This window comes from Frankia sp. AiPa1 (assembly GCF_023243075.1).
In the GTDB taxonomy this organism is placed as follows: Bacteria; Actinomycetota; Actinomycetes; order Frankiales; family Frankiaceae; genus Frankia.
In genome coordinates this window covers 17846-40905 of the sequence record NZ_JALKFZ020000196.1, presented here as the reverse complement: position 1 = coordinate 40905, position 23060 = coordinate 17846, and the positions used below count along the sequence as shown (strand labels likewise).

19 protein-coding genes are annotated in these 23060 nt (G+C 72.5%); 11 read left to right on the top strand and 8 right to left on the bottom strand.

What is annotated here, in order from left to right; all coding sequences use genetic code 11:
- The 3 genes from MXD95_RS27710 to MXD95_RS27695 form a co-directional block, all read left to right on the top strand.
- Window positions 1-1920 (top strand): type I polyketide synthase (locus tag MXD95_RS27710; RefSeq protein WP_250643688.1); only part of this gene is annotated, 1920 nt, incomplete at its 5' end.
- Window positions 1921-2073: 153 nt separating this feature from the next.
- A complete protein-coding gene (locus MXD95_RS27705) occupies window positions 2074-6573 on the top strand; it encodes a type I polyketide synthase (RefSeq protein ID WP_285223802.1) in 4500 nt (1499 codons plus the stop codon).
- Window positions 6570-8093, top strand: a complete 1524-nt coding sequence (locus MXD95_RS27695; RefSeq protein ID WP_250643687.1) for an FAD-dependent monooxygenase — start codon at window positions 6570-6572, stop codon at window positions 8091-8093. The genes MXD95_RS27705 and MXD95_RS27695 overlap by 4 nt, the downstream gene beginning before the upstream one ends.
- A 206-nt stretch (window positions 8094-8299) precedes the next feature.
- Here MXD95_RS27695 and MXD95_RS27690 read toward each other — a convergent pair whose 3' ends face one another.
- The 6 genes from MXD95_RS27690 to MXD95_RS27665 form a co-directional block, all read right to left on the bottom strand.
- Window positions 8300-9061: an ABC transporter permease gene (locus MXD95_RS27690; RefSeq protein ID WP_250643686.1), complete on the bottom strand. Its 762-nt coding sequence runs from the start codon at window positions 9059-9061 to the stop codon at window positions 8300-8302.
- Between the two features lie 6 nt (window positions 9062-9067).
- Entirely contained in the window at window positions 9068-9898 is an 831-nt protein-coding gene (locus MXD95_RS27685) for an ABC transporter ATP-binding protein (RefSeq protein WP_308301597.1), read from the bottom strand.
- 2 nt (window positions 9899-9900) lie between these two features.
- Window positions 9901-10266 (bottom strand): DUF1048 domain-containing protein, encoded by a 366-nt coding sequence (locus MXD95_RS27680; RefSeq protein WP_250643685.1) that lies wholly within the window; start codon window positions 10264-10266, stop codon window positions 9901-9903.
- Between the two features lie 2 nt (window positions 10267-10268).
- Window positions 10269-10586, bottom strand: coding sequence for a PadR family transcriptional regulator (locus tag MXD95_RS27675; RefSeq protein WP_250643684.1), 318 nt, complete (start codon window positions 10584-10586; stop codon window positions 10269-10271).
- Between the two features lie 242 nt (window positions 10587-10828).
- Window positions 10829-11473, bottom strand: a complete 645-nt coding sequence (locus MXD95_RS27670; protein ID WP_250643683.1) for a phosphopantetheine-binding protein — start codon at window positions 11471-11473, stop codon at window positions 10829-10831.
- 94 nt (window positions 11474-11567) lie between these two features.
- Window positions 11568-12599 carry a 3-oxoacyl-ACP synthase III family protein gene (locus MXD95_RS27665; RefSeq protein WP_250643682.1) on the bottom strand — a complete coding sequence of 344 codons (1032 nt, stop codon included), beginning with the start codon at window positions 12597-12599 and terminating at the stop codon, window positions 11568-11570.
- A gap of 153 nt (window positions 12600-12752) precedes the next feature.
- Here MXD95_RS27665 and MXD95_RS27660 point away from each other — a divergent pair, with 153 nt between their 5' ends.
- Both MXD95_RS27660 and MXD95_RS27655 read left to right on the top strand, forming a co-directional pair.
- The gene (locus MXD95_RS27660) at window positions 12753-14888 is read left to right on the top strand and encodes an HAD-IIIC family phosphatase (protein WP_250643681.1); all 2136 of its coding nucleotides are present in this window, start codon (window positions 12753-12755) and stop codon (window positions 14886-14888) included.
- The gene (locus MXD95_RS27655) at window positions 14885-15109 is read left to right on the top strand and encodes an acyl carrier protein (RefSeq protein WP_250643680.1); all 225 of its coding nucleotides are present in this window, start codon (window positions 14885-14887) and stop codon (window positions 15107-15109) included. Before MXD95_RS27660 ends, MXD95_RS27655 begins: the two co-directional genes overlap by 4 nt.
- A 166-nt stretch (window positions 15110-15275) precedes the next feature.
- Here MXD95_RS27655 and MXD95_RS27650 read toward each other — a convergent pair whose 3' ends face one another.
- Together MXD95_RS27650 and MXD95_RS27645 are read right to left on the bottom strand one after the other, a co-directional pair.
- Window positions 15276-16982, bottom strand: a complete 1707-nt coding sequence (locus MXD95_RS27650) for an MFS transporter (protein ID WP_250643679.1) — start codon at window positions 16980-16982, stop codon at window positions 15276-15278.
- A gap of 90 nt (window positions 16983-17072) precedes the next feature.
- Complete coding sequence (locus MXD95_RS27645) at window positions 17073-17843, bottom strand: AfsR/SARP family transcriptional regulator (RefSeq protein ID WP_250643678.1); 771 nt, start codon at window positions 17841-17843, stop codon at window positions 17073-17075.
- 309 nt (window positions 17844-18152) lie between these two features.
- Between MXD95_RS27645 and MXD95_RS28760 the strand changes: the two genes are divergently transcribed.
- Genes MXD95_RS28760 through MXD95_RS27620 form a run of 6 tightly spaced genes read left to right on the top strand, consistent with a single transcriptional unit; the run spans window position 18153 to window position 22948 of the window.
- Entirely contained in the window at window positions 18153-18287 is a 135-nt protein-coding gene (locus MXD95_RS28760; protein WP_285223800.1) for a hypothetical protein, read from the top strand.
- The gene (locus MXD95_RS27640; RefSeq protein WP_250643677.1) at window positions 18287-19072 is read left to right on the top strand and encodes an AfsR/SARP family transcriptional regulator; all 786 of its coding nucleotides are present in this window, start codon (window positions 18287-18289) and stop codon (window positions 19070-19072) included. The genes MXD95_RS28760 and MXD95_RS27640 overlap by 1 nt, the downstream gene beginning before the upstream one ends.
- A gap of 55 nt (window positions 19073-19127) precedes the next feature.
- Window positions 19128-20018, top strand: coding sequence for an alpha/beta fold hydrolase (locus MXD95_RS27635; RefSeq protein WP_250643676.1), 891 nt, complete (start codon window positions 19128-19130; stop codon window positions 20016-20018).
- A gap of 40 nt (window positions 20019-20058) precedes the next feature.
- Window positions 20059-21159, top strand: coding sequence for a ferritin-like domain-containing protein (locus MXD95_RS27630; RefSeq protein ID WP_250643675.1), 1101 nt, complete (start codon window positions 20059-20061; stop codon window positions 21157-21159).
- Entirely contained in the window at window positions 21156-21989 is an 834-nt protein-coding gene (locus MXD95_RS27625; protein ID WP_250643674.1) for a 2-oxo acid dehydrogenase subunit E2, read from the top strand. The genes MXD95_RS27630 and MXD95_RS27625 overlap by 4 nt, the downstream gene beginning before the upstream one ends.
- Entirely contained in the window at window positions 21986-22948 is a 963-nt protein-coding gene (locus MXD95_RS27620) for a TIGR03564 family F420-dependent LLM class oxidoreductase (RefSeq protein WP_250643673.1), read from the top strand. The genes MXD95_RS27625 and MXD95_RS27620 overlap by 4 nt, the downstream gene beginning before the upstream one ends.
- Window positions 22949-23060 lie beyond the last annotated feature (112 nt).

The following is a 23060-nucleotide window of genomic DNA, read 5'->3' as shown; positions in this document are numbered from 1 at the left end:
GACAGCGGCGACAGCGGCGACAGCGGCGACAGCGGCGACAGCGGCGACAGCGGCGACAGCGGCGACAGCGGCGACAGCGGCGACAGGATTGTGCTGGCCGTGGTGGAACCCCGGCCCTCGCCCGACGCCGAGGGCGCGCGGGCTGCCGTCGGCGACATCCTGGCCCTGCTGCAGTCCTGGCTCGCCAACGAGGACCACGCCCGCTCCCACCTGGTGATCGCCACCCGGGGTGCCGTCGCCGCCCGGCCGGACGAACCCGTGGCGGATCCCGTCGGCGCCGCGGTCTGGGGTCTCGTCCGCACCGCGCAGCTCGAACATCCCGGCCGGCTCGTCCTCCTGGACCTCGACGATCGTCTCGGCCTCGGCGCCGCGGTCACCCACGCCGTCGCCGCTGCCCTGGCCAGCGGCGAGACCGGCCTGGCCGTGCGCGACGGCCGCCCGCACGCGGCCCGACTCGTCCCGCTTCCCGAGCCCGGGACACCCGCCCTCATCCCACCCAGCAGGGACATTCCGGCCGCCGAGGATGCCCCGTCCACCACGGACACCCCGGCTGTCGACAGCGCCGTGGACGACAGCGACAGTCTGCTGCCGGGCGGCTGGGATCCGGACGGGACCGTTCTCATCACCGGTGGGACCGGCCTGCTCGGCGGGCTGCTGGCCCGGCATCTGGCCGACGTGCACGGCGTGCGTCACCTGCTGCTGGTCAGCCGGCGCGGGGCCGCCGCGGATGGGGCATCCGCGCTGGTCAGCGAGCTCGCCGCGCGGGGCAGCCAGGCCAGGCTCGCCGCCTGCGACGTCAGCGACCCGGCCGCGCTGTCCGCACTGCTCGCCGGGATCGCGGCGGACCGCCCGCTGCGGGCGGTGATCCACGCCGCCGGCGGCCTGGACGACGCCCTGCTCGGCTCGCTGAGCGCCGACCGACTCGACGCGGTGATGCGCCCCAAGGCCGACGCCGCCTGGCACCTGCACCGGCTGACAGCCGGACTCGACCTGCGCGCCTTCGTGTTGTTCTCCTCCTTCGCCGGCGTCGCCGGCAGCGCGGGCCAGGCCGGGTACACCGCGGCGAACGCGTACCTCGACGGGCTCGCCGCCTGGCGCCGCGGCCAGGGCCTGCCCGCGACCTCGCTGGCCTGGGGGCTGTGGGAGACGCGCGGAGAGATGACCGGGGTGGTCGACGACGCCCGCCAGGCCCGCCTCGGCCGCGAGGGACTGGCGACGCTGGCGACCGCATCGGGGCTCGCACTGTTCGACGCGGCCCTCGCGGCGGATCGTGCCCTGGTGGCGCCCGTCCGGCTCGAACTGCCGGCCCTGCGCCGCCGGGCCCGCGCCGGTCTGCTGCCCGCGCTGTTCACCGCCCTCGTGCCGCCCGTCCCGGCCGGGGCAACGCCTTCCCCTGACGGTGCGGCCCGGGCCGCGCTGTGGGACCTGGGCCGGCTACCCGAGGCGGAGCGGGACCGGGCGGTGCTCGACCAGGTCCGCGCCACGATCGCCGCGGTGCTCGGCCATGTCAGTGCTGCCGCGGTCGGCGCCCACCGCACCTTCACCGAGCTCGGGTTCGACTCGCTGACGGCACTCGAACTGCGCAACCGGCTGGCCGCCGCCAGCGGCCTGACCCTGCCGGCGACGCTCGTGTTCGACCGTCCCACCCCGACCGCGATGGCCGACTACCTGCGCGAACGCCTACTGCCGGCGGCCCCCGCCGACCCGGCCGACCGTCCGCTCGACGAGGTCGAGGCCGTGCTGTCCGCGTCCTCCGACGCGGCCCGTCGGGACGTGCTCGCCCGGCTGCGGGCGATCGTCCACCGCTGGGACGGTCTGGAACCGCACGCGGCCGATCCCACCGGGATCGCCGAGCAGCTCGCCTCCGCCGACGTCGGCGCGATCTTCGAATTCCTCGACAACGAGATCGGCCGCGGATGAACCGCGCCTCCCGCGTCCCCTCGGCCCGGCGATCCCTCCCACGGCGATCCCTCCCACGGCGGCGTCCCGCGTGGCGATGCCACGGCAGGGCGACGCCACGCCTGGCCACCGCACGGCGAAGGTCCGCAAGGCTGCTCAGGAAGGCGAAGCCGGATGCCCAGTGAAGATCAACTCGTCGACTACCTCAAGCGTGCCGCCAGTGAGCTGCACCAGACCCGCCAGAGGCTGGCCAGGCTGGAGGCCGCCCAGGGCGAGCCCATCGCCGTGGTGGCGATGAGCTGCCGGTTCCCCGGCGGGGTGCGCACCCCGGAGGACCTGTGGGAACTCGTGCTCGCCGAGCGGGACGCGACGAGCGAGTTCCCGGTCGACCGGGGCTGGGACGTCGAGTCGCTGCACTCCCCCGACCCCGACGCGCCCGGCACCTCGACGACGCGCCGCGGCGGCTTCCTGCACGACGCGGCGGAGTTCGACGCGGGCCTGTTCGGCCTGAGCCCGCGCGAGGCGACCGCCACCGACCCGCAGCAACGGCTGCTGCTCGAGATCGCCTGGGAGGCCTTCGAGCGGGCCGGGATCGCCCCGATGTCCCTGCGCGGCAGCGACACCGGTGTGTTCACCGGCGTCATGTACAGCGACTACGCCTCCCGGCTGCCCCGGGTGCCGGCCCAGTACGAGGGGTTCGTCGGCAACGGCAGCGCGGGCAGCGTCGCCTCCGGCCGCGTCGCGTTCACGTTTGGCCTGGAGGGGCCGGCGGTCAGCATCGACACCGCCTGCTCGTCGTCGCTGGTCGCCGTGCACCTGGCCGGCCAGGCGCTGCGCCGCGGGGAGTGCACGCTCGCCCTGGCCGGCGGGGTGACGGTGATGTCCACGCCGGGCCTGTTCGTCGAGTTCAGCCGGCAGCGCGGGCTGTCCGCCGACGGCCGCTGCCGCTCGTTCGGCGCCGGCGCGGACGGCGCCGGGTTCGGGGAGGGCGTCGGGCTGCTGGTGCTGGAACGGCTGTCCACCGCGGTGGAACGCGGTCACCGGGTCCTCGGCCTGATCCGCGGCTCGGCCGTCAACTCGGACGGTGCGTCCAACGGCCTGACCGCGCCCAACGGCCCCGCCCAACAGCGGGTGATCACCCAGGCGCTGGCCGCCGCGGGCCTCGCCGCCGAGGACGTGGACGTCGTCGAGGGGCACGGCACCGGCACGGCCCTCGGTGACCCGATCGAGGCGCTGGCCCTGATCGAGACCTACGGCCGCCGGCACAGCGCGGCCCAGCCGCTGCGGCTGGGCTCGGTGAAGTCCAACCTCGGCCACACCCAGGCCGCCGCCGGCGTCGCCGGGATCATCAAAATGATCATGGCGATGCACCACGGCACGATGCCCCGCACCCTGCACGCCGAGCAGCCCTCGCCGCACGTCGACTGGTCGGCGGGAACAGTCGAGCTGCTCGACGCGTCGGCCCCGTGGCCCCGCACCGGGCGCCCCCGGCGGGCGGCGGTGTCCGCCTTCGGCATCAGCGGCACGAACGCCCACGTCATCCTCGAACAGGCACCGCTCGCCGGTCGCGGCACGGAGGTGACCGGCGACGGGTCCGACGGCACGCGCGGCGGGCCGGAGGGCGGCGACGGCGGGGCGGCCGAGCACGGCGGGGCGGCGCAGGACGGCTCCGCGGTCCGCAACGGCGCCGCGGCCCTGGACAGCCCGGCGGTTCCGGACAGCCCGCCGGCACCGGTGCCGGCGTTCGCCCTGTCCGCGCACGGCCGCCCCGCGCTGGCCGCCCAGGCCCAGCGGCTGCACGACACCCTCGCCGCGCACCCCGGGCCGTTCGACCTGGGCGCCCTCGCCAGCACGCTGGCCACGGCCCGATCCCCACTCGGCGACCGGGCGGCCGTCGTCACCGCGGACGCCGACCGGCTGCGATCCGCCCTGGCCGCGCTCGCCCGCGGGGACCATGCGCCCGAACTGGTCGGACCGGCCACGGCACGCCCGCCGGGACGCGTCGCGTTCCTGTTCACCGGCCAGGGCAGTCAGCGTGCCGCCATGGGCGCCGAGCTCTACCAGTCCGAGCCGGTGTTCGCCGCCGCCCTGGACGAGGTGTGCGCCCGCTTCACCCCCCATCTCGACCGCGACCTGCGTGAGATCATGTTCGCGCCACCCGGGTCCGCGGACGCGCCACTGCTCGACCAGACCCGCTACACCCAGCCGGCGCTGTTCGCGCTGGAGGTGGCCCTCTACCGCCTGCTGGCCAGCCGGGACCTGCGTGCCGACGTCGTGGCCGGGCACTCGATCGGCGAGCTGGTGGCGGCGCACGTGGCCGGCGTGCTCGATCTGGACGACGCGGCCACCCTGGTCGCCGCCCGAGCCCGCCTGATGTGGGAGATGCCGGCGGGCGGATCGATGGTCTCGGTGCGCGCGGGTGAGCATGAGGTCCGGCCGCTGCTGGCCGCCCACGAGGGTCGCCTCGACATCGCCGCGGTGAACGGCCCGGCGACCGTCGTCCTGTCGGGCGACCGGGACGCGGCGACCGAGGTGATGCGCACGCTACGCGGGCTCGGCCACCGCACTCGACGGCTGCGGGTCAGCCATGCCTTCCACTCCCCGCACATGGACGGCGCACTCGACCGCCTCGCCGCGGTGGCCCGCGACCTGACCTTCCACGAGCCCGTCCTTCCCGTGGTCTCCACGGTGACCGGCGACCTCATCTCCGCCGAGCGGCTGCGCTCCCCGGCCTACTGGTCGCGCCAGCTTCGCCAGGCCGTCCGCTTCGGCGACGCGGTCATCCACCTGCACGGATCCGGCGTCACCGGCTTCATCGAGATCGGCCCGGCGGCAGTCCTGACCCCGCTGGCTCAGGAGACCCTCGCCGCCCACGCCGACCGGCCAGGAACGGACGACCCGGTGTTCCTGCCGGTGCTGCGCGCCGACCGGCCGGAGCCCTGGTCGCTCGCCGCGGCCCTGTCCCTCGCGCACATCCACGGCCTGCTCGCCGCGGCGCCGGTCCCCGGTCCCTCGGGCGCCGGGCCGTCAGGCGCCGGGCCGTCAGGCGTGCCGGCCGCCGAACCAGGCACGGGCGCCACCGGCCACCTGGCCGCACCGGCGGCCCCAGCGGGTTCGACAGCCCCGGCTGGCCAGGCGGGCGGGCCCATGCTGGAGCTGCCGACCTACGCCTTCCAGCGACAGCGTTACTGGCTGGACGCCGAGGACACCTTCGGCGGTATCGACGTCGGAATGGCCGAGCACGAGCGGCCCTTCTGGGAGGCGGTCGCCACCGGAAACCTCGCCGGACTCGCCGACGCACTGGCCGCCGACGACGCGCAGCACGCCGCCTTGCAGACGCTGCTGCCGGCCCTGGACGCCTACCGGCGAGCGCCCGCCTGGTTCTACCGCGTCGCAGCCTCTCCCACCGGCGGCGACGATCCGGCCGGCGGGACCCTCGCCCGCGCCCGCTCCCAGCCCGGCGCCGAGCGCGGCTGGCGGCCGCGCGGCACCGTCCTGGTCACCGGCCCCGACAGCGCTCTCGCCGGCCAGGCCGCCCGCTGGCTCGCCCGCAACGGCGCACGGCACATCCTGTTCGCCGCAGGCCCGCGCCGAACCCCGGCACCAGTCCCGGACCACGCCGCGGCCGAAGCCCTCGCGGCAGCGGTCGCCGTAGCCGGCTGCCGCCTGACCGTCCTGCCGACGGCCGACGGCCCCAGCGCCGACGACCCCAGCGCCGATGGTCCCAAGGCTGCGGGCCTGGCCGACCAGCTCGCCGCGCTGCCCGACGACGAACCGCTCACCGGCGTCGTGCACGCCACCGACGGGACCGGCACGGGCCTCGACCAGCTCGACGCGCTCACCCATGGACGGGAGCTCGACGCGTTCGTGGTGTTCGTCCCGCTGCCCGCCGACTTCGCCGCCACCGGGCGTCTCGTCGCGCCTCCGGTGGCCGAGCGCATAGCCGCCCGGGCCACCGCCGGGCAGCCGGCGCTGTGCGTCGCCTGGGGTCCATGGACGACCGACACCAGCGCCGGCACCAACGCCAATACCGGCGCCAACGTCAATACCAACGTCAATGGCAGCGCCAACGTCGATGCCAGCGCCAACGTCAGCATCGATACCGATGCCGATGCCGGCGGCGACCCGGCCGCGACGCTCGCCGGGGATCGTGCGGGCCTGCGCCCGGTCACCGCCGCCACGGCGATGCGGGTGCTGGGCGCGGCGGGCACCACCAGCAGCCCGTTCCGCCTGGTCGCCGACGTCGACTGGCCGAGCTACCTGCCCGCGCGACCGGCCGCGTTCTTCGCCGGGGTTGCGGCCCAGGGCCCGCTCGCGCCAGCGGATCTCCCCCCGCTGCTGGAACACCTCGCCACGGCGGACCCGGCCGAACGGGAAAACCTCGTCCTGGCGACCCTGCGCAGCCAGGCCGCGGGCGTGCTCGGCCACAGCGAGCAGTCGATCGACGAGGCCGCGAGCCTCATCGAGCTCGGCTTCTCCTCGTTCACCGCCCTGGAGCTGGCGGGCCGGGTGCGGGCCGCGACCGGCGTCGAGGTCCCCGCCACCGTGGTCTTTGACCATCCGACCCTCGTCCAGCTCGCCCGGCATGTCAGCGATCTGCTGGCCGCGGGTCCCGCCGCCAGCACCCGGCACGCCCCGGGCGAACCCGTCACCGCGGAGGTTGTCGCACCGTGAAACAGACCGTGATCGTGGTGGGTGGCGGCCCCACCGGCCTCATGCTCGCCGGCGAGCTGCGCCTGCACGGCGTGCCCACCATCGTGCTGGAGCAACGGACCGAGCCCGCCCGGGCGTCCGCGGGCCAGGCCGTGCACGGTCAGACGCTGCGGGCGCTGCGCCTGCGCGGCCTGCGTGACCGGATCCGCCCGCAGGAGATTCTCCCCTGGCCGCGCACACCGTTCGCCCTGATGTGGCTCGACATGACCGGCGCGGACGCCGACGACGTGACCTATGGTTACCCGCAGTGGCGCCTGGAGCGCCTCCTCGAGGAGCGGGCCGTCGAGCTCGGCGCCGAGATCCGCCGCGGTCACACCCTGACCGGGCTGCACCAGGACGCGAGCGGCGTCGTCGCCGAGGCCCGCACGCCGGCGGGCGACCTTGAGCGCCTGCCCGCCGCCTACCTGGTCGGCGCAGACGGGCAGCACAGCGCGGTACGGCGGCACGCGCAGATCAGCGTGACGTCGTTCGGGCAGAGCCACCACGGCCTGTTCGGAGACCTGGAGAAGACCCGCGGCGAGCACGTCGAGTTCGCCTCCGAGGTCACCGCGGGCGGCATGTTCGGCCTGGTGCCCCTCACCGCCGACCGGGTCCGGGCGATGACGATCGAGTTCGGCCGCAGCCCGTCCACGAGTGAGCTGCCCGTGACCGACGCGGAGCTCGCCGCGGCGGTCGAGCGGGTCACCGGCGGGCCGCGGCGGCTCGGCCCGATCCGCTTCGCCGGCCGCTTCGGCGGCCCGGTCACCCTCGCGGACCGGTACCGGTCGGGCCGGGTGTTCCTCGCCGGCGACGCCGCCCACGCGCTGTTCATCTCCGGCACCCAGAGCGTCAACGCGGGCGTGCACGACGCCGTCAACCTCGGATGGAAGCTCGCCGCCACGCTCGCCGGACAGGCCGCCCCCGACCTGCTCGACAGCTACCACCAGGAGCGCCACCCCGTGGGCCGGCGGGTATGCCGGCACGCCGAGGCCTCGATGGCGCTGCTGCACCCGCTCGACCGGGTCGGCGTGCTGCGCGAACTGGTCGGTGATCTGCTGCGCTTCGAGGACGTCAACCGCCACCTGCTACGGATGGCCTCCACGGTCCGCTACCCCCTACCCGCCCCGGACCGCGGGGACCCGGCGGCGGCGCTGGTGGGCCAGCCCGTCCCAGAGGCACTGACCGACGAGGCCGCCGACGACGGCCCCGGCGCTCTCGCCGAGGCGCTACGTGCCGGCCAGGGGGTACTGGTCGACCTGGCCCCGGTCGAACCCGCGGGCGACGACCCCGACCCGGTCGGCCTCCAGGCTCTCGCGGACGCCTGGCTGCCACGCGTCCGCCTGGTCCGGGCCCCCGCGCACCCGCAGATCCCGGCCCGGGTCCTGCTGGTCCGTCCCGACGGCCAGGTCGCCGAGGCCCTCCCGGACCCGGTCACCACCGACGCTCTGCGCACCGCCCTGGCCACCTGGTTCGGCCGCCCCGTCACCGCCGCGGCACACTGACACCTCCGCGGGCCCAATCAAAGCCACCCAATCAAAGCCATAGGTGGGTCTCTACACTTTCGCAAGAAGGTATCGACGAGCGGACGCCGGTCCAGTATCGGGGCGTATGTCGAACATTCTTGCCGCGATAGCCGCCAGCCTGTCCCCGACGCCCGTCACCCGCTCACTGATCGCCTACGACCACGGAGCCGTCAGGACTTACTCGTCTAGGAGAGCTTGCGGCGGTAGGCCACCATCGCGAAGGTGGCCGCGACGATGAGAATGCCGACGCACCAGGCGAGGGCGGTCCAGATGTTGGTGCCGACCGAGCGCTGTGCGAGCAGGTCGCGGATCGTGTTGACGATCGAGGTTACCGGCTGGTGTTCGGCAAAGGCGCGCACCGGGCCGGGCATCGTCGCGGTGGGCACGAATGCCGAGCTGACGAACGGAAGGAAGATGAGAGGGAAGGAGAACGCGCCCGCGCCGGCCTCCGTCTTCCCGGCGAGACCGGCGATCACCGCGATCCACGTCAACGCCAAGGTGAACACGAGCAGGCTGCCCGCAACCTCGAGCCAGTCCAGCACTCCCGCCCCCGAGCGGAAGCCCATGAGGAGAGCGACGCTCACAACGATCACGAGCGAGATCAGATTGGCGACGAGCGAGGTCAGTACGTGCGCCCACAACAGGGCCGACCGCGCGATGGGCATGGACTGGAAGCGCGCGAAGACCCCGCTCTTCAGGTCGGTGAAGACGCGGAGCGCGGTGTAGGAGACACCCGACGCGACCGTGATCAACAGGATACCCGGGAGCATGTAGTTCACATAGTGACCCGACCCAGTCCTGATCGCGCCGCCGAACACGTAGACGAACATCAGCATCATGGCAATCGGCATGATCGCGGTCGTGATGACGGTGTCCAGGCTACGCATGACGTGCTTGAGGGATCGTCCCAGCAGGACGGCGGTGTCGCCGAAGAAATGTTTGTTCATGGTCGCTCAATCACTCGTCCGAGCCAACGTCTCGGTCGTCTCAGCGTCGCTGTCCTCGCCACTGTCACCGTTCTCGTCGTCGGCACCGACGATGGCGAAGAAGACGTCCTCGAGTGTCGGCTGCTTCTCGACGTACTGAACCTTGGCTGGTGGGAGCAGCTGCTTGAGTTCGGTCAGGGTGCCGTCCACGATAATCCGGCCCCTGTGGAGGATCGCGATGCGGTCGGCGAGCTGCTCGGCCTCTTCCAGATACTGCGTGGTGAGCAGCACCGTCGTGCCCTGATCAGCGAGCTTCTTGACGGCTTGCCACACCTCGATGCGCGCCTGGGGGTCGAGCCCGGTCGTCGGCTCGTCCAGGAAGATGATCGGCGGATTCCCGATGAGGCTCATCGCGATGTCGAGCCGGCGGCGCATTCCGCCTGAATACGTCGACACCTTCCGCACGCCCACGTCGACCAGCGAGAAACGCCGGAGCATGTTGTCGGCGATCTTTCCTGGGTTCTTGAGATGCCGCAGCCTGGCGATCAGGACGAGGTTCTCCTGCCCGCTGAGCATCTCGTCGACGGCCGCGAACTGCCCGGTGAGGCTGATGGCCTCACGTACCTTGGCCGGGTGCGTGGCCACGTCGTGGCCGTGGACGTTGACACTCCCCGCGTCGGCCTTGAGCAGGGTGGACATGATTTTCACGACCGTCGTCTTGCCCGACCCGTTGGAGCCGAGCAGTGCGAAGATGCTGCCTCGCGCCACGTCGAAGCCCACGCCGCGCAGCACGTGTAGGTCCTTGTACGACTTCTCCAGATCCCGGACCCGGATCGCCGACTCAGGGATCGCGCTCACGGTCATTGTCCCTCCTCCGCGCGCGTGATGTCGGCGATAAGTCGCTTCCGCGAACGGTCAGGGACGTAGCCTCCGGAGGAGTAGTTCTGGACGAATGTCTCGACGAACTCCACCGGGTCCTTCCCGACGATCTCGCGGATCGGCGTTTCGTCCGCCGCGGCTCGCTCGAACAGGTCCGCGAGGTCTTCGAACTGCAACGCCACACGTTCGCCGTCGGACGGCACGAACAGCATCATGTAGCGCTCGATCGCCGCGACCGCCGCGCGATAGTTCGGCGGGAGTTCTCGGACACGCGCCCTGTACTGCCGCCACCGTCGCTTAGGGCCGATAAGCTTGCCGATGAAGCCGCCCTTGTCATCGCCAGGCATGGTCACTTGCCTCCTTTGCGGAGCTCTTCGAGCCGTTCTGCGAGGAAGCTCCAGTTACTCCAGAATCCTTCGAGGTATTGCTGCCCAGTAGCGTTGAGGGAATACACCTTGCGCGGTGGCCCCTTCTCGGACGGGACCTTGACCACGTCGACGAATCCGCGCTGCTCGATCCTGACCAGCAGCGCGTAGACGGTGCCCTCGGCGATGTCGGAGAAGCCCTGGTCCCGCAGCCACGCTGTGATCTCGTAGCCGTACGCGGGCCGACGAGAAAGGATCGCGAGAACGATGCCTTCCAGCGTCCCCTTGAGCATCTCCGTCATCTGCCTGCCCACCTGGCACCTCCACCCGGGCTACCTAGCGCTACTGGCTACCAGTACATAGTAACGCAGACTAGCGAGGGTGCAAGTCCCAACGCGCCGACGACGGGCCGTGTCAACGCCTCGACGCCGTCGCCGACCGCGTCGAGGCCTTCGCGGATGTGGTCACCCGCCGCGGCGGGGACGGCCTGACAACTGGACCGCCGCAGTCGGCCACAGGCTGAGCACCGGGGTGAACTACGAGGTCAGAGGACCTCGCCGTGCTGCGTCCTCCTGCGCAATGCCGGCGTGCTCGGCCGGGCGAGGTCCTCCCACATCTCAGTCAGACCCGCGATGGTGCGCGCCATGAGCAACGTGCGGATGGACACCTCGTGGTGCAACTCCGTCCGGATCAGACCGACTAGCCTGATCGCCCGCAGCGAGTCTCCGCCGAGGTCGAAGAAGTCCTCGTCGATGCCCACCCGGTCCAGCTCAAGCACCTCGGCGAACACCTTGGCCAGCACCCGCTCGGTGCCGTTGCGCGGTGGCCGGTATCTCTCGTCCTCGAACTCGGGCGCCGGAAGCGACGCGCGGTCCACCCTCCCGTCGGCCATCAACGGCAGGCGTTCCACCGAAGGGCGGACGGCGACCACACCCATGCGGACCATCGCCCGCGCGCGGCCCCAGGAACGCCGGGCGGTGATGCGGCCTGGGGTCCGCGGCCAACCCATCAGGAGCCGTTCGACGCGCCGCCGGACATCCACCGGCAACTTCCGCAGTTGCCGCAACTCCAGCAGCAGGCGCGGCACAACCTTGTAGACCGCCTGCGACAGCTCAGGAGGCAACAGATCGGTATCACCGAGCTCGGCCAACACCGCTTCCAGCGGAATGTTGTCGCCCGCCTCGGCCATGGCACACAGATCCGCGTCGAGCGTGATCTGGCAACGGCGGCAGGGCGTCCGCCGCGATCGGGAGAGATGGGCGCACGGTTGGGCCCGGCTGCCGTCAGTCGCGTTCGAGGGCGAAGCCGGCCTTGATCCACTTGCTGGACTCGACGGCGACGGCGACGGCCCGGTCACCGGGAGCCATCTCGGCGAGCAGTCGTTCGAGCTGGAGGAACGGCAGGGCGTTGCCGGTGTTCCCGGTCTCGGTGACGCAGGAGATCTCCTCTGCTGTCGGCAGACCGAGATGCGCGACGATCCGAGGGGTCATCCGGCCGGAGAGCTGGGGTGGGAGCAGATAGTCGACGTCGGTGTCCTTCCACCCGAGCTCGTCTAGCAGGGTCCGCAGCGTCTGCGCGGCCATGTCGGGCACGGACTGTTCGATCGCCTTGTAGTTCTCCCCGGCCGGTGGTCGCTCACGGCCACGGTCGGCGAGGCCATACCACTCCAGGGTCTGGCCCGGCTCCCGGCCGAGCCCCGTCAGCGTCGTCGACACCCGGCGGATCACCGCGCCCTCGCGGTCATCCGCGGTGGTGAGCACGACCGCTCCGGCGGCGTCCCCGAACAGGATGAGGTTGACCAGCTGGGCCGGCGGCATCGTGGTGATGTCCAGGCCGACGTCGAAGTGCTTGGCCGTGGTGTCCCCGCCGAGCACCAGCGCGGTGCGGTAGCCGCCGGCGGTCAGGCAGTGATGGGCTACCTCCAGGGCCTGCACCGCCCCCGTGCAGCCGGACTGGAGCTGGAAGGTGGGGACGTTGTTCACCCCGAGCCGGTCGGCCACCAGGTTGAGCGTCGTCGGCATGAGCATGTCCGGGGTGGACGTGCCCATCACCATCAGATCGATGGACTCGGGGCCGAGGCCCGCGCCGGCCAGCGCCCGCGACGCCGCGGTGGTGGCCAGATCCGTGAGTGTCGCGTACTGCTCACCGGTGTCCAGGTCGCGGGCGAGATGGCGCTGGCGGGTGCCGATGAAGGCGTCCACCCACTGCTCCCAGACGGAATCCATCCGAAACAGGCGGGCCAGGCGCGCGTTGTCCACGGGACTGCCGGGCAGCGCGGTGCCGACAGAGAGAATCCGGATCTCGGGGGCGTTCATGAGGCCATGGTCAGGGCGCCCGCTTAACGCCGGCATAACTGAGCCCTGCGACGACCGGCCGCCACGGCCGCCGGCCAAGCGTCACTCAGGCCTGCGTTTAGGCGCCGCGCGCAGCATGACGCGCACGGACCGTCTCACGGGAGGCCCTACGACATGGCGTTGCCTGACCTGGCGCGTGCCGACATCTCGCTGTCCCCCCCAGCACCATCCGACACCACAGCACCATCCGACACCACAGCACCATCCGACACAGCACCATCCGACACGGCGCTGGCCGACACGGCGGCCGGTCCGGCGCCGCGTCCGCCCGCGGGCGACCCGCTCGCCCTGCTGCGCACGGACGCGGCCGTCACCCGGTATCCGCAGGTGGCAGCACTGCTCACGACGCTGTCCGAGCCGGAGCTGGCCCGCGCCGGCCAGCTGCTGAGCCGGGTGGACCCGGGCCGGGTCCTCGCCGAGCATCCGAGCGTCCCGGTCGTCTCCGTCGCGATCACCGCGCACGGCACCGTCGACCCGCTCGTCCCCGCGCTGACCGGGCAGGCGGCCCGGCATGGAGTCCTGGTCCGGCCGGTGCGCACGACCTTCGACTCCTACGTCTTCGAGCTGTCCGACCCGGGCAGCTCGCTGTACGAGGCACACACCGACCTGACTCTGTGCCTGCTCGACCCCCGGATCGTCTTCGACGAGGTCGGCGCCGTCTGGCGGCCCCAGGACGTCGCCGCGGCGCTGAAGGCCAAGCTGGCCCTGCTCACCCGCCTGGTGGAAACGTTCGAGGCGACGAGCCGGGGCACCCTCGTCCTCAACACGCTCCCGTTGCCGCGTCACTACCCGGCCCAGCTCGTCGACCATCGCTCGCGGGCCCAGCTCGGCGCGGTGTGGCGGGAGGCGAACGCCGCCCTGCTGCGACTCACCGAGAATCATCCCGCGCTCGTCGTGCTCGATCTCGAGCCGCACCTGGGCGAGGGCGTCGGGGCCACCGATCCACGGCTGGACGTCTACGCCCGGGCACACCTGTCGCCCGCCCTGCTCGCCGCCTACGCCCGCGAGGTCGGCCATCTCGTCAAACTGGTCGCCGGCCGGGCCAAGAAGACGCTGGTGCTCGACCTGGACGGGACGGTGTGGGGCGGCGTGCTCGGCGAGGACGGCGTCACCGGCATCGAGGTCGCCGGCAGCTATCGAGGCGAGGCGTTCCGGGCGTTCCAGCGGGTGGTCAAGCAGCTCGGCTCGCAGGGGGTGCTCCTCGCCGTGGCGAGCAAGAACGACCAGGAGCTGGTGCGCCGCGCGCTGCGGGAACACGCCGAGATGACGCTGGCCGAGGACGATCTGGTCCGGGTGACCGCGACCTGGCGGCCCAAGCACGAGAGCCTGCGGGAACTCGCCGAGCTGCTCAACCTCGGCGTCGACAGCTTCGTCTTCGTTGATGACAGCGCACACGAGTGCGCTCTGGTACGCGCCGAACTGCCCGGGGTCGCGGTCGTGCACGTCGACGGCGACCCTGCCCTCCATGTGAGCCGCCTGCTGCGCGACGGCTGGTTCGACACCCGCGAGCTGACCGCGGAGGACCGGTCCCGGGTGAGCACCTACCGGCAGGAGGCGGAGCGGGCGGACTTCCTGGACTCCTTCTCGTCCTTGCAGGACTACCTGCGCGAGCTCGACGTCACCGTGACACTGGCCGACGCCAGCGAGGCCGACGTCGCCCGAGTCTCCCAGCTCACCCTGCGCACCAACCAGTTCAACCTCACGACCCACCGCCTCCAGCAGGCGGACGTCCAGGGGCTGCTGCGCGACCCGGCCGCCCAGGTGTTCGCGATCCGTTCGGCGGACCGCTTCGGCGACAACGGGACGGTCGGCGCGGTCCTGCTGCACCGCGAGCGCGAGACCGTCGTCGTCGACAACTTCCTGCTCAGCTGCCGGGTGTTCTCCCGCGGCATCGAGCAGGCCTGTCTCGCGGCCGTCCTCGACCACGCCCGCAGGGCGGGCGCGCGGGCGGTGGTCGGGACGTACCGGCCGAGTGCGCGCAACGGCGTGGTGCGCGACTTCTACCCCCGCTACGGCTTCGAGGAGGTCGAACCGCCCGGCCGGGACGGCAACTCCGGCAACTCCGCCGACCAGACGGGCGGCGGCGCGCACCCGGAGGCCATCCCAGGGGGGACCACCGTCGTCTTCCGGCACGACCTGCGCCAGCCGCTGGCCGTACCCGACCACCTCACCCTGCACACCAGCATCACCGAGCACACCAGCCCTGCCACCGGGCAGGGCGACACCGCCGGCAAGGAGGACCCGCAGTGAACGACCTGGACGACTTCCTCTCGCTCATCCGGGACGAGCTGGGCATCGAGGTGGGCAGCGAGGACAGCGAACGCAGCCTCGACGAGATCCCCGGATGGGACTCGGTGCACCTGCTCTGGCTGCTCTCGATCGTCGAGCAGCGCACCGGGCGTTCGGTCTCCCTGCCCGACGTGCTGGAGGCCTCGACCCTCGGTTCCATCTACTCGGCCGTGGCGGGCTGAGTTCGGATCCGCGGCGATCGGATCCGCCGCCGGACCCGTCGACGGCCCCGAAGCGACGGGAACCAGAACCGACGGGAGACAGGGCGGGGCCGCCGGCCGCGGATGCCTGCCAGATCCGCCGCCGACGGCCCCTGTCACCTGCAGCGGCCGGGTCAGGTTTGCCGCCTCAGGTGCCCAGCGTGGCGCCGGCGTCGTCCTGGCGCCCGGAGCCGGACGCAGTCGGGGCGTCGCCGTTGGACCGCTCCCAGTCGGGAGCCGTCGTCGCACCGGACACGCCCGGGTGGGCCGCACCCTGGTCCGCGGCGTCCCGGCCGGCGGCGTCTCCGCCCTGGGGCCCCGGGGCGCCGGCGGCCTCCGACGGGGCGTTCCCCAGCCGCAGCGGCCGGGTCACCAGCACCAGCACGAAGATGACGCCCACCATGATCGCGCCGACGACGAACGCGCGTGCGATCCCGTGCGCCAGCGCGTAGCGGGTCAGCTCGGCCCGGGAAAGACCCGCCGGTGCGTGCGTTTGGGCGTGCCGGCTGGCCGAACCGAAGATGGTGACGAGCACGGCCACACCCAGCGCGCCGCCGACCTGCTGGACGGTGACCATCATGCTCGCCGCCGAGCCGGACAGCCGCTGTTCGACCCCCGCGACCAGGCTCACGCTCAACGGCACGAACAGCAGCCCGAGACCGAAACCGAACAGCAGCAGCGGGCCGAGCATGACCGACGCGTAGCTGCTGTCCACCGACACCTGGGTCAGCCACACCATGCCGCCGGTCGCCAGCGCCGAGCCGAGCAGCATCAGGGGCTTCGGGCCGAACCGGGGCAGCAGCTTGGAGGCCCGGGAGGCCGAGATCAGGATGCCCAACGAGAGCGGAAGGAACGCGAGCCCGGCCCGCAGTGCGCTGAAGCCGAGGATCTCCTGCAGAACCTGGGTTCCGAAGAAGAACATGCTCAGCATGCTGCCCGTGAGCAGCAGCATGAGCAGGTAGGTCCGCACCCGGTGCAGCTCGGTGATCAGAGGCAGCGGGACGACCGGCTGCACCGCCCGCGACTCGATCACCGCGAAGGCGGCGAGCGCCACGACGGCGAGCACGAAGGCGATGATCGTCTGACTGTCGCTCCACCCGTCCGACGAGGCGCGCAGGAAGCCATAGACCAGCGAGGCGAGCCCGACCACCGAGGCCAGCGCGCCGGCGGCGTCGAACCTGCCCTCGTGCCGTTCCGGCGAACGCAGGACCCGCGGCGCCAGCAGCACGATCACGACCCCGAAGGGCACGTTGATGAACATCACCCAGCGCCAGGACAGCCAGGTGGTGAGCATGCCGCCGATGATCAGCCCGATCGAGCCGCCCACCCCCGACACCGCGGCCCAGGCGCCCATCGCCCTCGTCCGCGCCGGCCCCTCCGGAAAGTTGGTCGCGACGAGCGCCAGGGCGTTCGGCGAGGCGAGCGCGGCCCCGGCACCCTGGGCGACCCGGGCGGCCACCAGCATCCACGACTCGGTGGCGAGCCCACCGAGCAGCGAGGCGCTGGTGAACAGGATGATGCCGCCCAACAACACGTTGCGACGACCGAGGATGTCCCCCGCCCGCCCACCGAGCAGGAGCAGCCCACCGTAGGTGAGCGTGTAGGCGTTGAGCACCCAGGCCAGGTTCGTGGTCGAGAAGTCGAGGGTCTGCTGCACCTTCGGCAGGGCCACGTTCACGATCGTGATGTCCAGGACCAGCATCAGCTGGGTGGCGACGATCGCGAGCAGGGCGAGCCGGGCGCGCCGCGCCTCGTGCGGCGGTGGCCGGTCGGCGGTACCGCCCTGGGGCGACGGGGACCTCGTTTCGCCCTGGGGCGACGGGGACAGGGCTTCGCCCTGGGGCGACGGGGACATAGTGGCCTCCCGGCCGATTTAGGGAACTTTTCCGTACCCTAGCGAATACTAGCACCGGGTCGGTCACCGCGCGCAACGGCGATCAGACGGTCAGATCGGACCCGTCGGTGTCTCCAGCCGGGCGTCCTCGACGAGGATGGAGTGGTAGAGCTCCTGTAGCCCCCGGCCCGGTTCCAGCCCGACGGAGTCCTGCAGGCACCGGCGGAGGGAGTGGTACGCGCGTAGCGCGTCCGCCTGCCGTTCCGAGCGGTACAGCGCGAGCATGAGCTGACGGTGAAGCTTCTCCCGGGTCGGATGCTCGGCGGCCAGGCTGTACAGCGAGCCGACCACCTCGCGGTGGCGCCCCAGCGCGAGCTTGGCTTCCATCAGCGTCTCGATGCCGGCGAGCCGGGACTCCGCGAGCCGCCCGACGTACCCGTCGACCACGGCAGATCCGTGCAGGCCGTCGAGCGCCGGTCCCCGCCACAGACCAAGCGCCGATTCGAGCAGCTCGGCGGCCCGCTCGTGGCTGCCCCGCGCCGCGTGCTCCCGACCGTCCCACAGCAGTTCGTGAAAGCGGTCGGCGTCGACCTCGTCGGTGCCCAGGGTCAGCCGGTAGCCCGGGGCCCGGGTGACGATCTGGCTCGCCGCGTTCGCCCCGGCGAGAAACCGGCGCAGATGGGAGACATAGACATGGACGGCGGCGGTTGCCCGCGTCGGCGGGTCGTCGTCCCAGATCTCCGTGATCAGTCGCTCCATCGGGACGACCTGACCGGCGCGGATCAGGAGTACGGCGAGCGCCACGGCTGTCTTGCGGGCGCTGAGCGAGTGGGCCTGGTCCGCGTCGGTCACGCGCAGCCGGCCCAGCGTCTCGTACCGCATGCCCCTCCCAGGGTGGTCGTGGACCGATGAGCGCCGTGCTCCGATCCGCCCGGCGACGCGCCATGCCGAGCCGGGAAAGCGTCCACCTCAGAAAAATGCCACACGGCCGCCGAATGATGCGACCACCCGGTGGACCACCGGTTTTTACCGACTGTCATGATAATGCAGTCCGCCCGCCGAAAGTCGGCCCGAAACTCCGGGTTCACCAACGCGCCATGTGGCTCGTCGGACGCACCTCCCACCGGGCCCCGCGCGTTCTTCAGTTTCCCCCAAGGCTCGCTTTAGGACGGGCCCGCAAGGTGGCATGACATGCGGATCCGGGCGCAGGCGCCCACGATCCCGGACGTGCCGGTGCAGGCGGACAACGTCCGGGCCCACCTCTGCCCGGTCGGCCCGGACACCCGCCCACCCGACCGGGCCGCGCCGAAGGAGTCCTGCCCATAATGAGGTACGAAATCCTTGGGGAAATACGAGTCACGGACGGCGACGGGGAATTCAGCCTGACCGCGACCAAAGTCGAGATTCTTCTCGCCACCCTGGTGGCCCGGGCGGGACAGGTCGTCTCCGCCGGCCAGATCTTCGGTGAGCTCTGGCCGGGGGCACGCCCCCGGCAGGCCGCCGCCGGGGTACACGTCTACGTCTATCACCTGCGAAAGTTCCTCCGCCAGCCGCGCGGGGCGTCGATGCCGGTGGTCACCCGCGCCCCCGGCTATCTTCTTCAGCTCGGCGACGACCTGGTCGATGTCCGGGAGTTCCAACGGTTGCGGCAGGAGGGACGCGCCCGGCTCGGCGCGGGGCGCCATGGCGAGGCGGTGGAACTGTTCGAGGCCGCGCTCGGCCTCTGGCGCGGGCAGGCCTTCGGCGGGCTGCGCGGCGGCCCGATCATCAACAACTACGCGACCTGGCTGGAGGAGTCCCGCCTGGAATGCCTGGAGTTCTCGATCGAGGCGAAGCTGTTCCTCGGCCGCCATCACGAGTTGCTCAGCCAGCTCTACGAGCTGGTCTCCGAGCATCCTCAGCGGGAGAGCTTCTACCGGCACCTCGCCGTCGCACTGCACCGCGACGACCGTCGGGCGGACGCCGTGCGCGTCAGCCGGCGCGCCGCGGAGGTCTGCGGCGCGTACCCGACGACACCGCCCACGCTGGGAGTAGCGCCCGCGCTGGGGACACCGCCCGCGCCGACGACCGCGCTCATCCCGGTGACGTACCCCGAGCTGGCGTCATGCTGATCCGCCGCGGATCGCGAGGCGCCGAGCCGGACGACGCGAGCAGGAGGACCTCGCCATGAGCACAGCCGTGCCGCCGTCAACCCGCACACCCGTACGCCGGCAGTGGACCGGATCGAGCGGCCTGCCCCTCGTCGGTGACGACTGGGGCGGCCCGGGCCAGCCCGTCCTGTTGCTGCACGGCGGGGGGCAGACGCGGCACGCCTGGGGCGGCACCGCCGCGGCCCTCGCCGCGCTCGGGTACCGGGCGATCGCCCTGGACGGGCGCGGCCACGGCGAGAGCGGGTGGGATCCCGGCGGCGACTACTCCCTGAACGCCTACGTGGCGGATCTGCGGGCGGTCCTGGCCACCATCGACGGTGCGCCCGTCCTGGTCGGCGCCTCGCTCGGCGGGATGACGTCGCTGCTGGCCGTCGGCGAGAGTGGTGCGGCGCTCGCCACGGCCCTGATCCTGGTCGACGTCGCGCCACGGATCGAGTCCAGCGGCACCGACCGCATCAAGGCCTTCATGACCGCGTACCCGGACGGTTTCGCCAGCCTCGACGAGGCCGCCGACGCGATCGCCGCCTATCTGCCGGGACGGCGCCGTCCCCGGGACACCGGCGGCCTGGCGAAGAACCTCCGGCTCGGGCCCGACGGCCGCCACCGCTGGCACTGGGACCCGGCCTTCATCACCGGGGGGCCCGAGGCCGAGGTGCGCACCGACCGCGCCGCCCGGGCCACGGCCGGCGTGCGGATTCCGACCCTGCTGGTCCGCGGAATGCTCAGCGACGTCGTCAGTCCGCGCGGCGCCGCCGAGCTGCTCGAGCTCATCCCGCACGCGCGGCACGTCGACGTCGGCGGCGCGCGGCACATGGTGGCCGGGGACCGCAACGACGCGTTCACCGCGGCGATCATCGAGTTTCTCGGCGAGCTCGGACCGACACCGCTCCCCCGGCCGGCGGACTGACCCGGCGGGCACCGCAACGACCGCACCAAGGAGGTTGGACGTGTCAACACGCGAGGTGTACACGAAGCCGGTCAGCGAGTGGTCGACGGCCGTCCCCGCGACCGGCGCCGCCCGGTTCGCCTGGGACTACGACGACGGCCGGGCCCAGCTGCTGGCGCTGTACCAGAAGGGCAAGGATCGGCAGTGGGACTCGGCGCGGCGCATCGCCTGGGAGACCGAGGTCGATCCGCACGACGCCCTCGGCATGCCGGACCAGTCGATCGCCATCCACGGCACCGAGATCTGGCAGAAGATGAGTGAGCGGGAACACCGCGAGGTCCGGCGGCACGTCGCCGCCTGGCAGTTCTCCCAGTTCCTGCACGGCGAGCAGGGCGCTGTCGTGTGCGCCTCGCGGGTCGTCGAGTCCGTGCCCGACCTCGACGCCAAGTTCTACGGCGCCACCCAGGTGATGGACGAGGCGCGCCACGTCGAGGTGTTCTCCCGATTCCTGCACGAGAAGCTGGAGCTGGTCTACCCGATCAACGACCAGCTCTGGCAGCTGCTGGCGGCGACGCTCGCGGACTCCCGCTGGGACCTGCCCTACCTCGGGATGCAGGTCCTGGTCGAAGGCCTCGCCCTGGCCGCCTTCGGCCTGATCCGTGACCTGACCACCAGGCCGCTGGCCAAGCAGGTGCTCGCCTACGTCATGCAGGACGAGGCCCGCCATGTCGCGTTCGGCCGGCTGGCGCTGCGCGACTACTACCGGCAGATCAGCGACGCCGAGCGGCGCGAGCGCGAGGATTTCGTGATCGAGGGCTGCTATCTGATGCGTGACCGCATCCAGGGAATCGAGGTGTGGGAGAGCTTCGGCATTCCGGCCGCACGCTCGCGCCCGCTACTGGCCGCGTCCCCGCACGTCACCGCCTTCCGCAGCCTGCTGTTCAGCCGGCTGGTTCCCTGCGTGCGCGACATCGGGCTGTGGAGCGAGCGGGTGCAGCAGGCCTACACCGACCTGGGCGTCATCGACCTGGCCCGGCAGGACCTCGAGGCGCTGATGCGCCAGGACGAGCAGGTCGCCGAGGACCTCGACGGCGCGCTGTCGGCGCAGGAGGCCGCCCGCCGGACCGAGGTGGACGCCGTGATCGCCCAGGCCGCCGAGTGAGCCGCCGCCGGCTCCCTCGGCCGGCGTCGGCGCACGGCGAGCCGATCGCCCGCGAACGTCGGCACACCCTGTTCTTCCTGAACGAGATCCGCGCCTTCGCCCCGGTCTTCCTCGACACCGAGGTCGACATGACGGCGGTGCTGGCGCACCGGGCCGCGGCGCTGGCCGCGGGGCGGCGCTACTCGCTGGTCAGTTACGTGCTGTGGTCCGCGGCCCGGGTGCTCGTGCGCCATCCGGAGGCCAACGCCGCGATCCGGGGTCGCCTGCGCCCGCGGGTCCAGCGCCACCCCTTCGCCAACGGCAAGATCACACTTGACCGGACGCTCGGCGAGCGGCGGATTGTCCTGTCGTTCGTGTTGCGCAACCTGCACCGGGCTACGATCGACGACGTGCAGAGTCAACTCGATCACCTGCGGGAGGGCGATCCCGAGCGGATGCGGGAGTTCGCCGGCGCGCGTGCGCTGCACCAGCCACGGCTTCCGGTGGCGCTGTACCGCTTCCGCCAGGCGGCCCGCCCGCTGCCGAAACGGGCCTATGTCATGGGCACGTTCGCGGTGACCTCGCTCGGCCATCGCGCGGTTGACGGGTTCCACTCGGTCGGTGGTACGACGGTCACGCTGGGGGTCGGCCGCGTGCTGGAGCGCCCGGTGGTGCGCGCCGGCGCGGTCGAGGTCGCCCCGCTCCTGCGGCTGAACCTCGCCTTCGACCACCGGGTGATCGACGGCGCCGAGGCGGCCGATGTGCTCACCGAGGTCAGGGACCTGCTGGAGGCGTTCCCGGCCGATGCCGGTGTCCGTGTGGCGCCCCCGCTCGGGGCGCGGGCGCGATGAGCGTCGGGGTTTCCCTGCCATCCCGGCCCGAGCCGGGCGACCAGCGTGATCCGCTCGACGCGCTGGTCGAGCAGGCCCGCGAGGCCGCCGAGCTCGGCGTCGAGGAGGTCTGGCTGTCCCAGGGCCTCGACCTCGACGCGATCGCCGTGGCCGCGATCCTGGGCCGGGAGGTGCCGGGTGTCCGGGTGGGCACCGCGGCGGTGCCGATCTACCCGCGTCACCCGCTGGTGCTGGCGAGCGCGGCCCGCACCGCGCAGCTGGCGGCCGGCGGGCGGTTCACGCTGGGTGTCGGCATGGGCAACCACCAGATGATCGAGCGGATCTACGGCGTCCCTTACCATCGGCCCGTGCGCCACCTGCGCGACCACCTGCGCGTCCTGCGGTCCGCACTGGCGACGGGCGGTGCCGACGTGCAGGGCCCGACCGTGACCGCGCGCCTCGACGCGTCCTCCCCTGGGCTCGCCCGCACCGCGGTGGCGCCCATCCCCCTGCTGGTCGCGGCGATGGGACCACAGACGCTGCGGGCCGCCGGCGAACTCGCCGACGGAACCCTGCCGTTCCTTGCCGGCCCCCGGGTCCTCGAGGAGCTCATCGTCCCGACGATCACGGCCGCCGCGCGCGCGGCGGGCCGGCCGGCGCCGGTCATCGGTGCGGGAGTGCCCGCCGTTGTGACCGCCGACGTGGCCGCGGCCCGGGTCCAGGCCGAGCGCGCCCTCGCCCACTACGCCGCGATCCCCTCCTACCGGGCGGCGCTCGACCGGGAGGGGGTGGCCGGTCCCGCCGACCTGGTTCTGATCGGCGACGAGGACACCGTCGCGGTGGGCCTGCGGCGCTACCTCGACGCCGGCGCCACCGACCTGCGGATCAGCCCGGTCGCCTTCCGATCGGCCGCCGAGCGGACCCGCACCTGGCGCCTGGCGGCCGAGCTGTCCGCCGATGTCCGCGCCCGGGTGGTCTAAGCGAGCGGATGGTCCGGCCCGGGTGTCGTCCACCCAGAGGGTCCGCGGAGCCCGACGCGCCCCCGCCCGCCCCGGTAGGCTCGGATGGGGACCGGTGAGCCGGCCGCCGGAC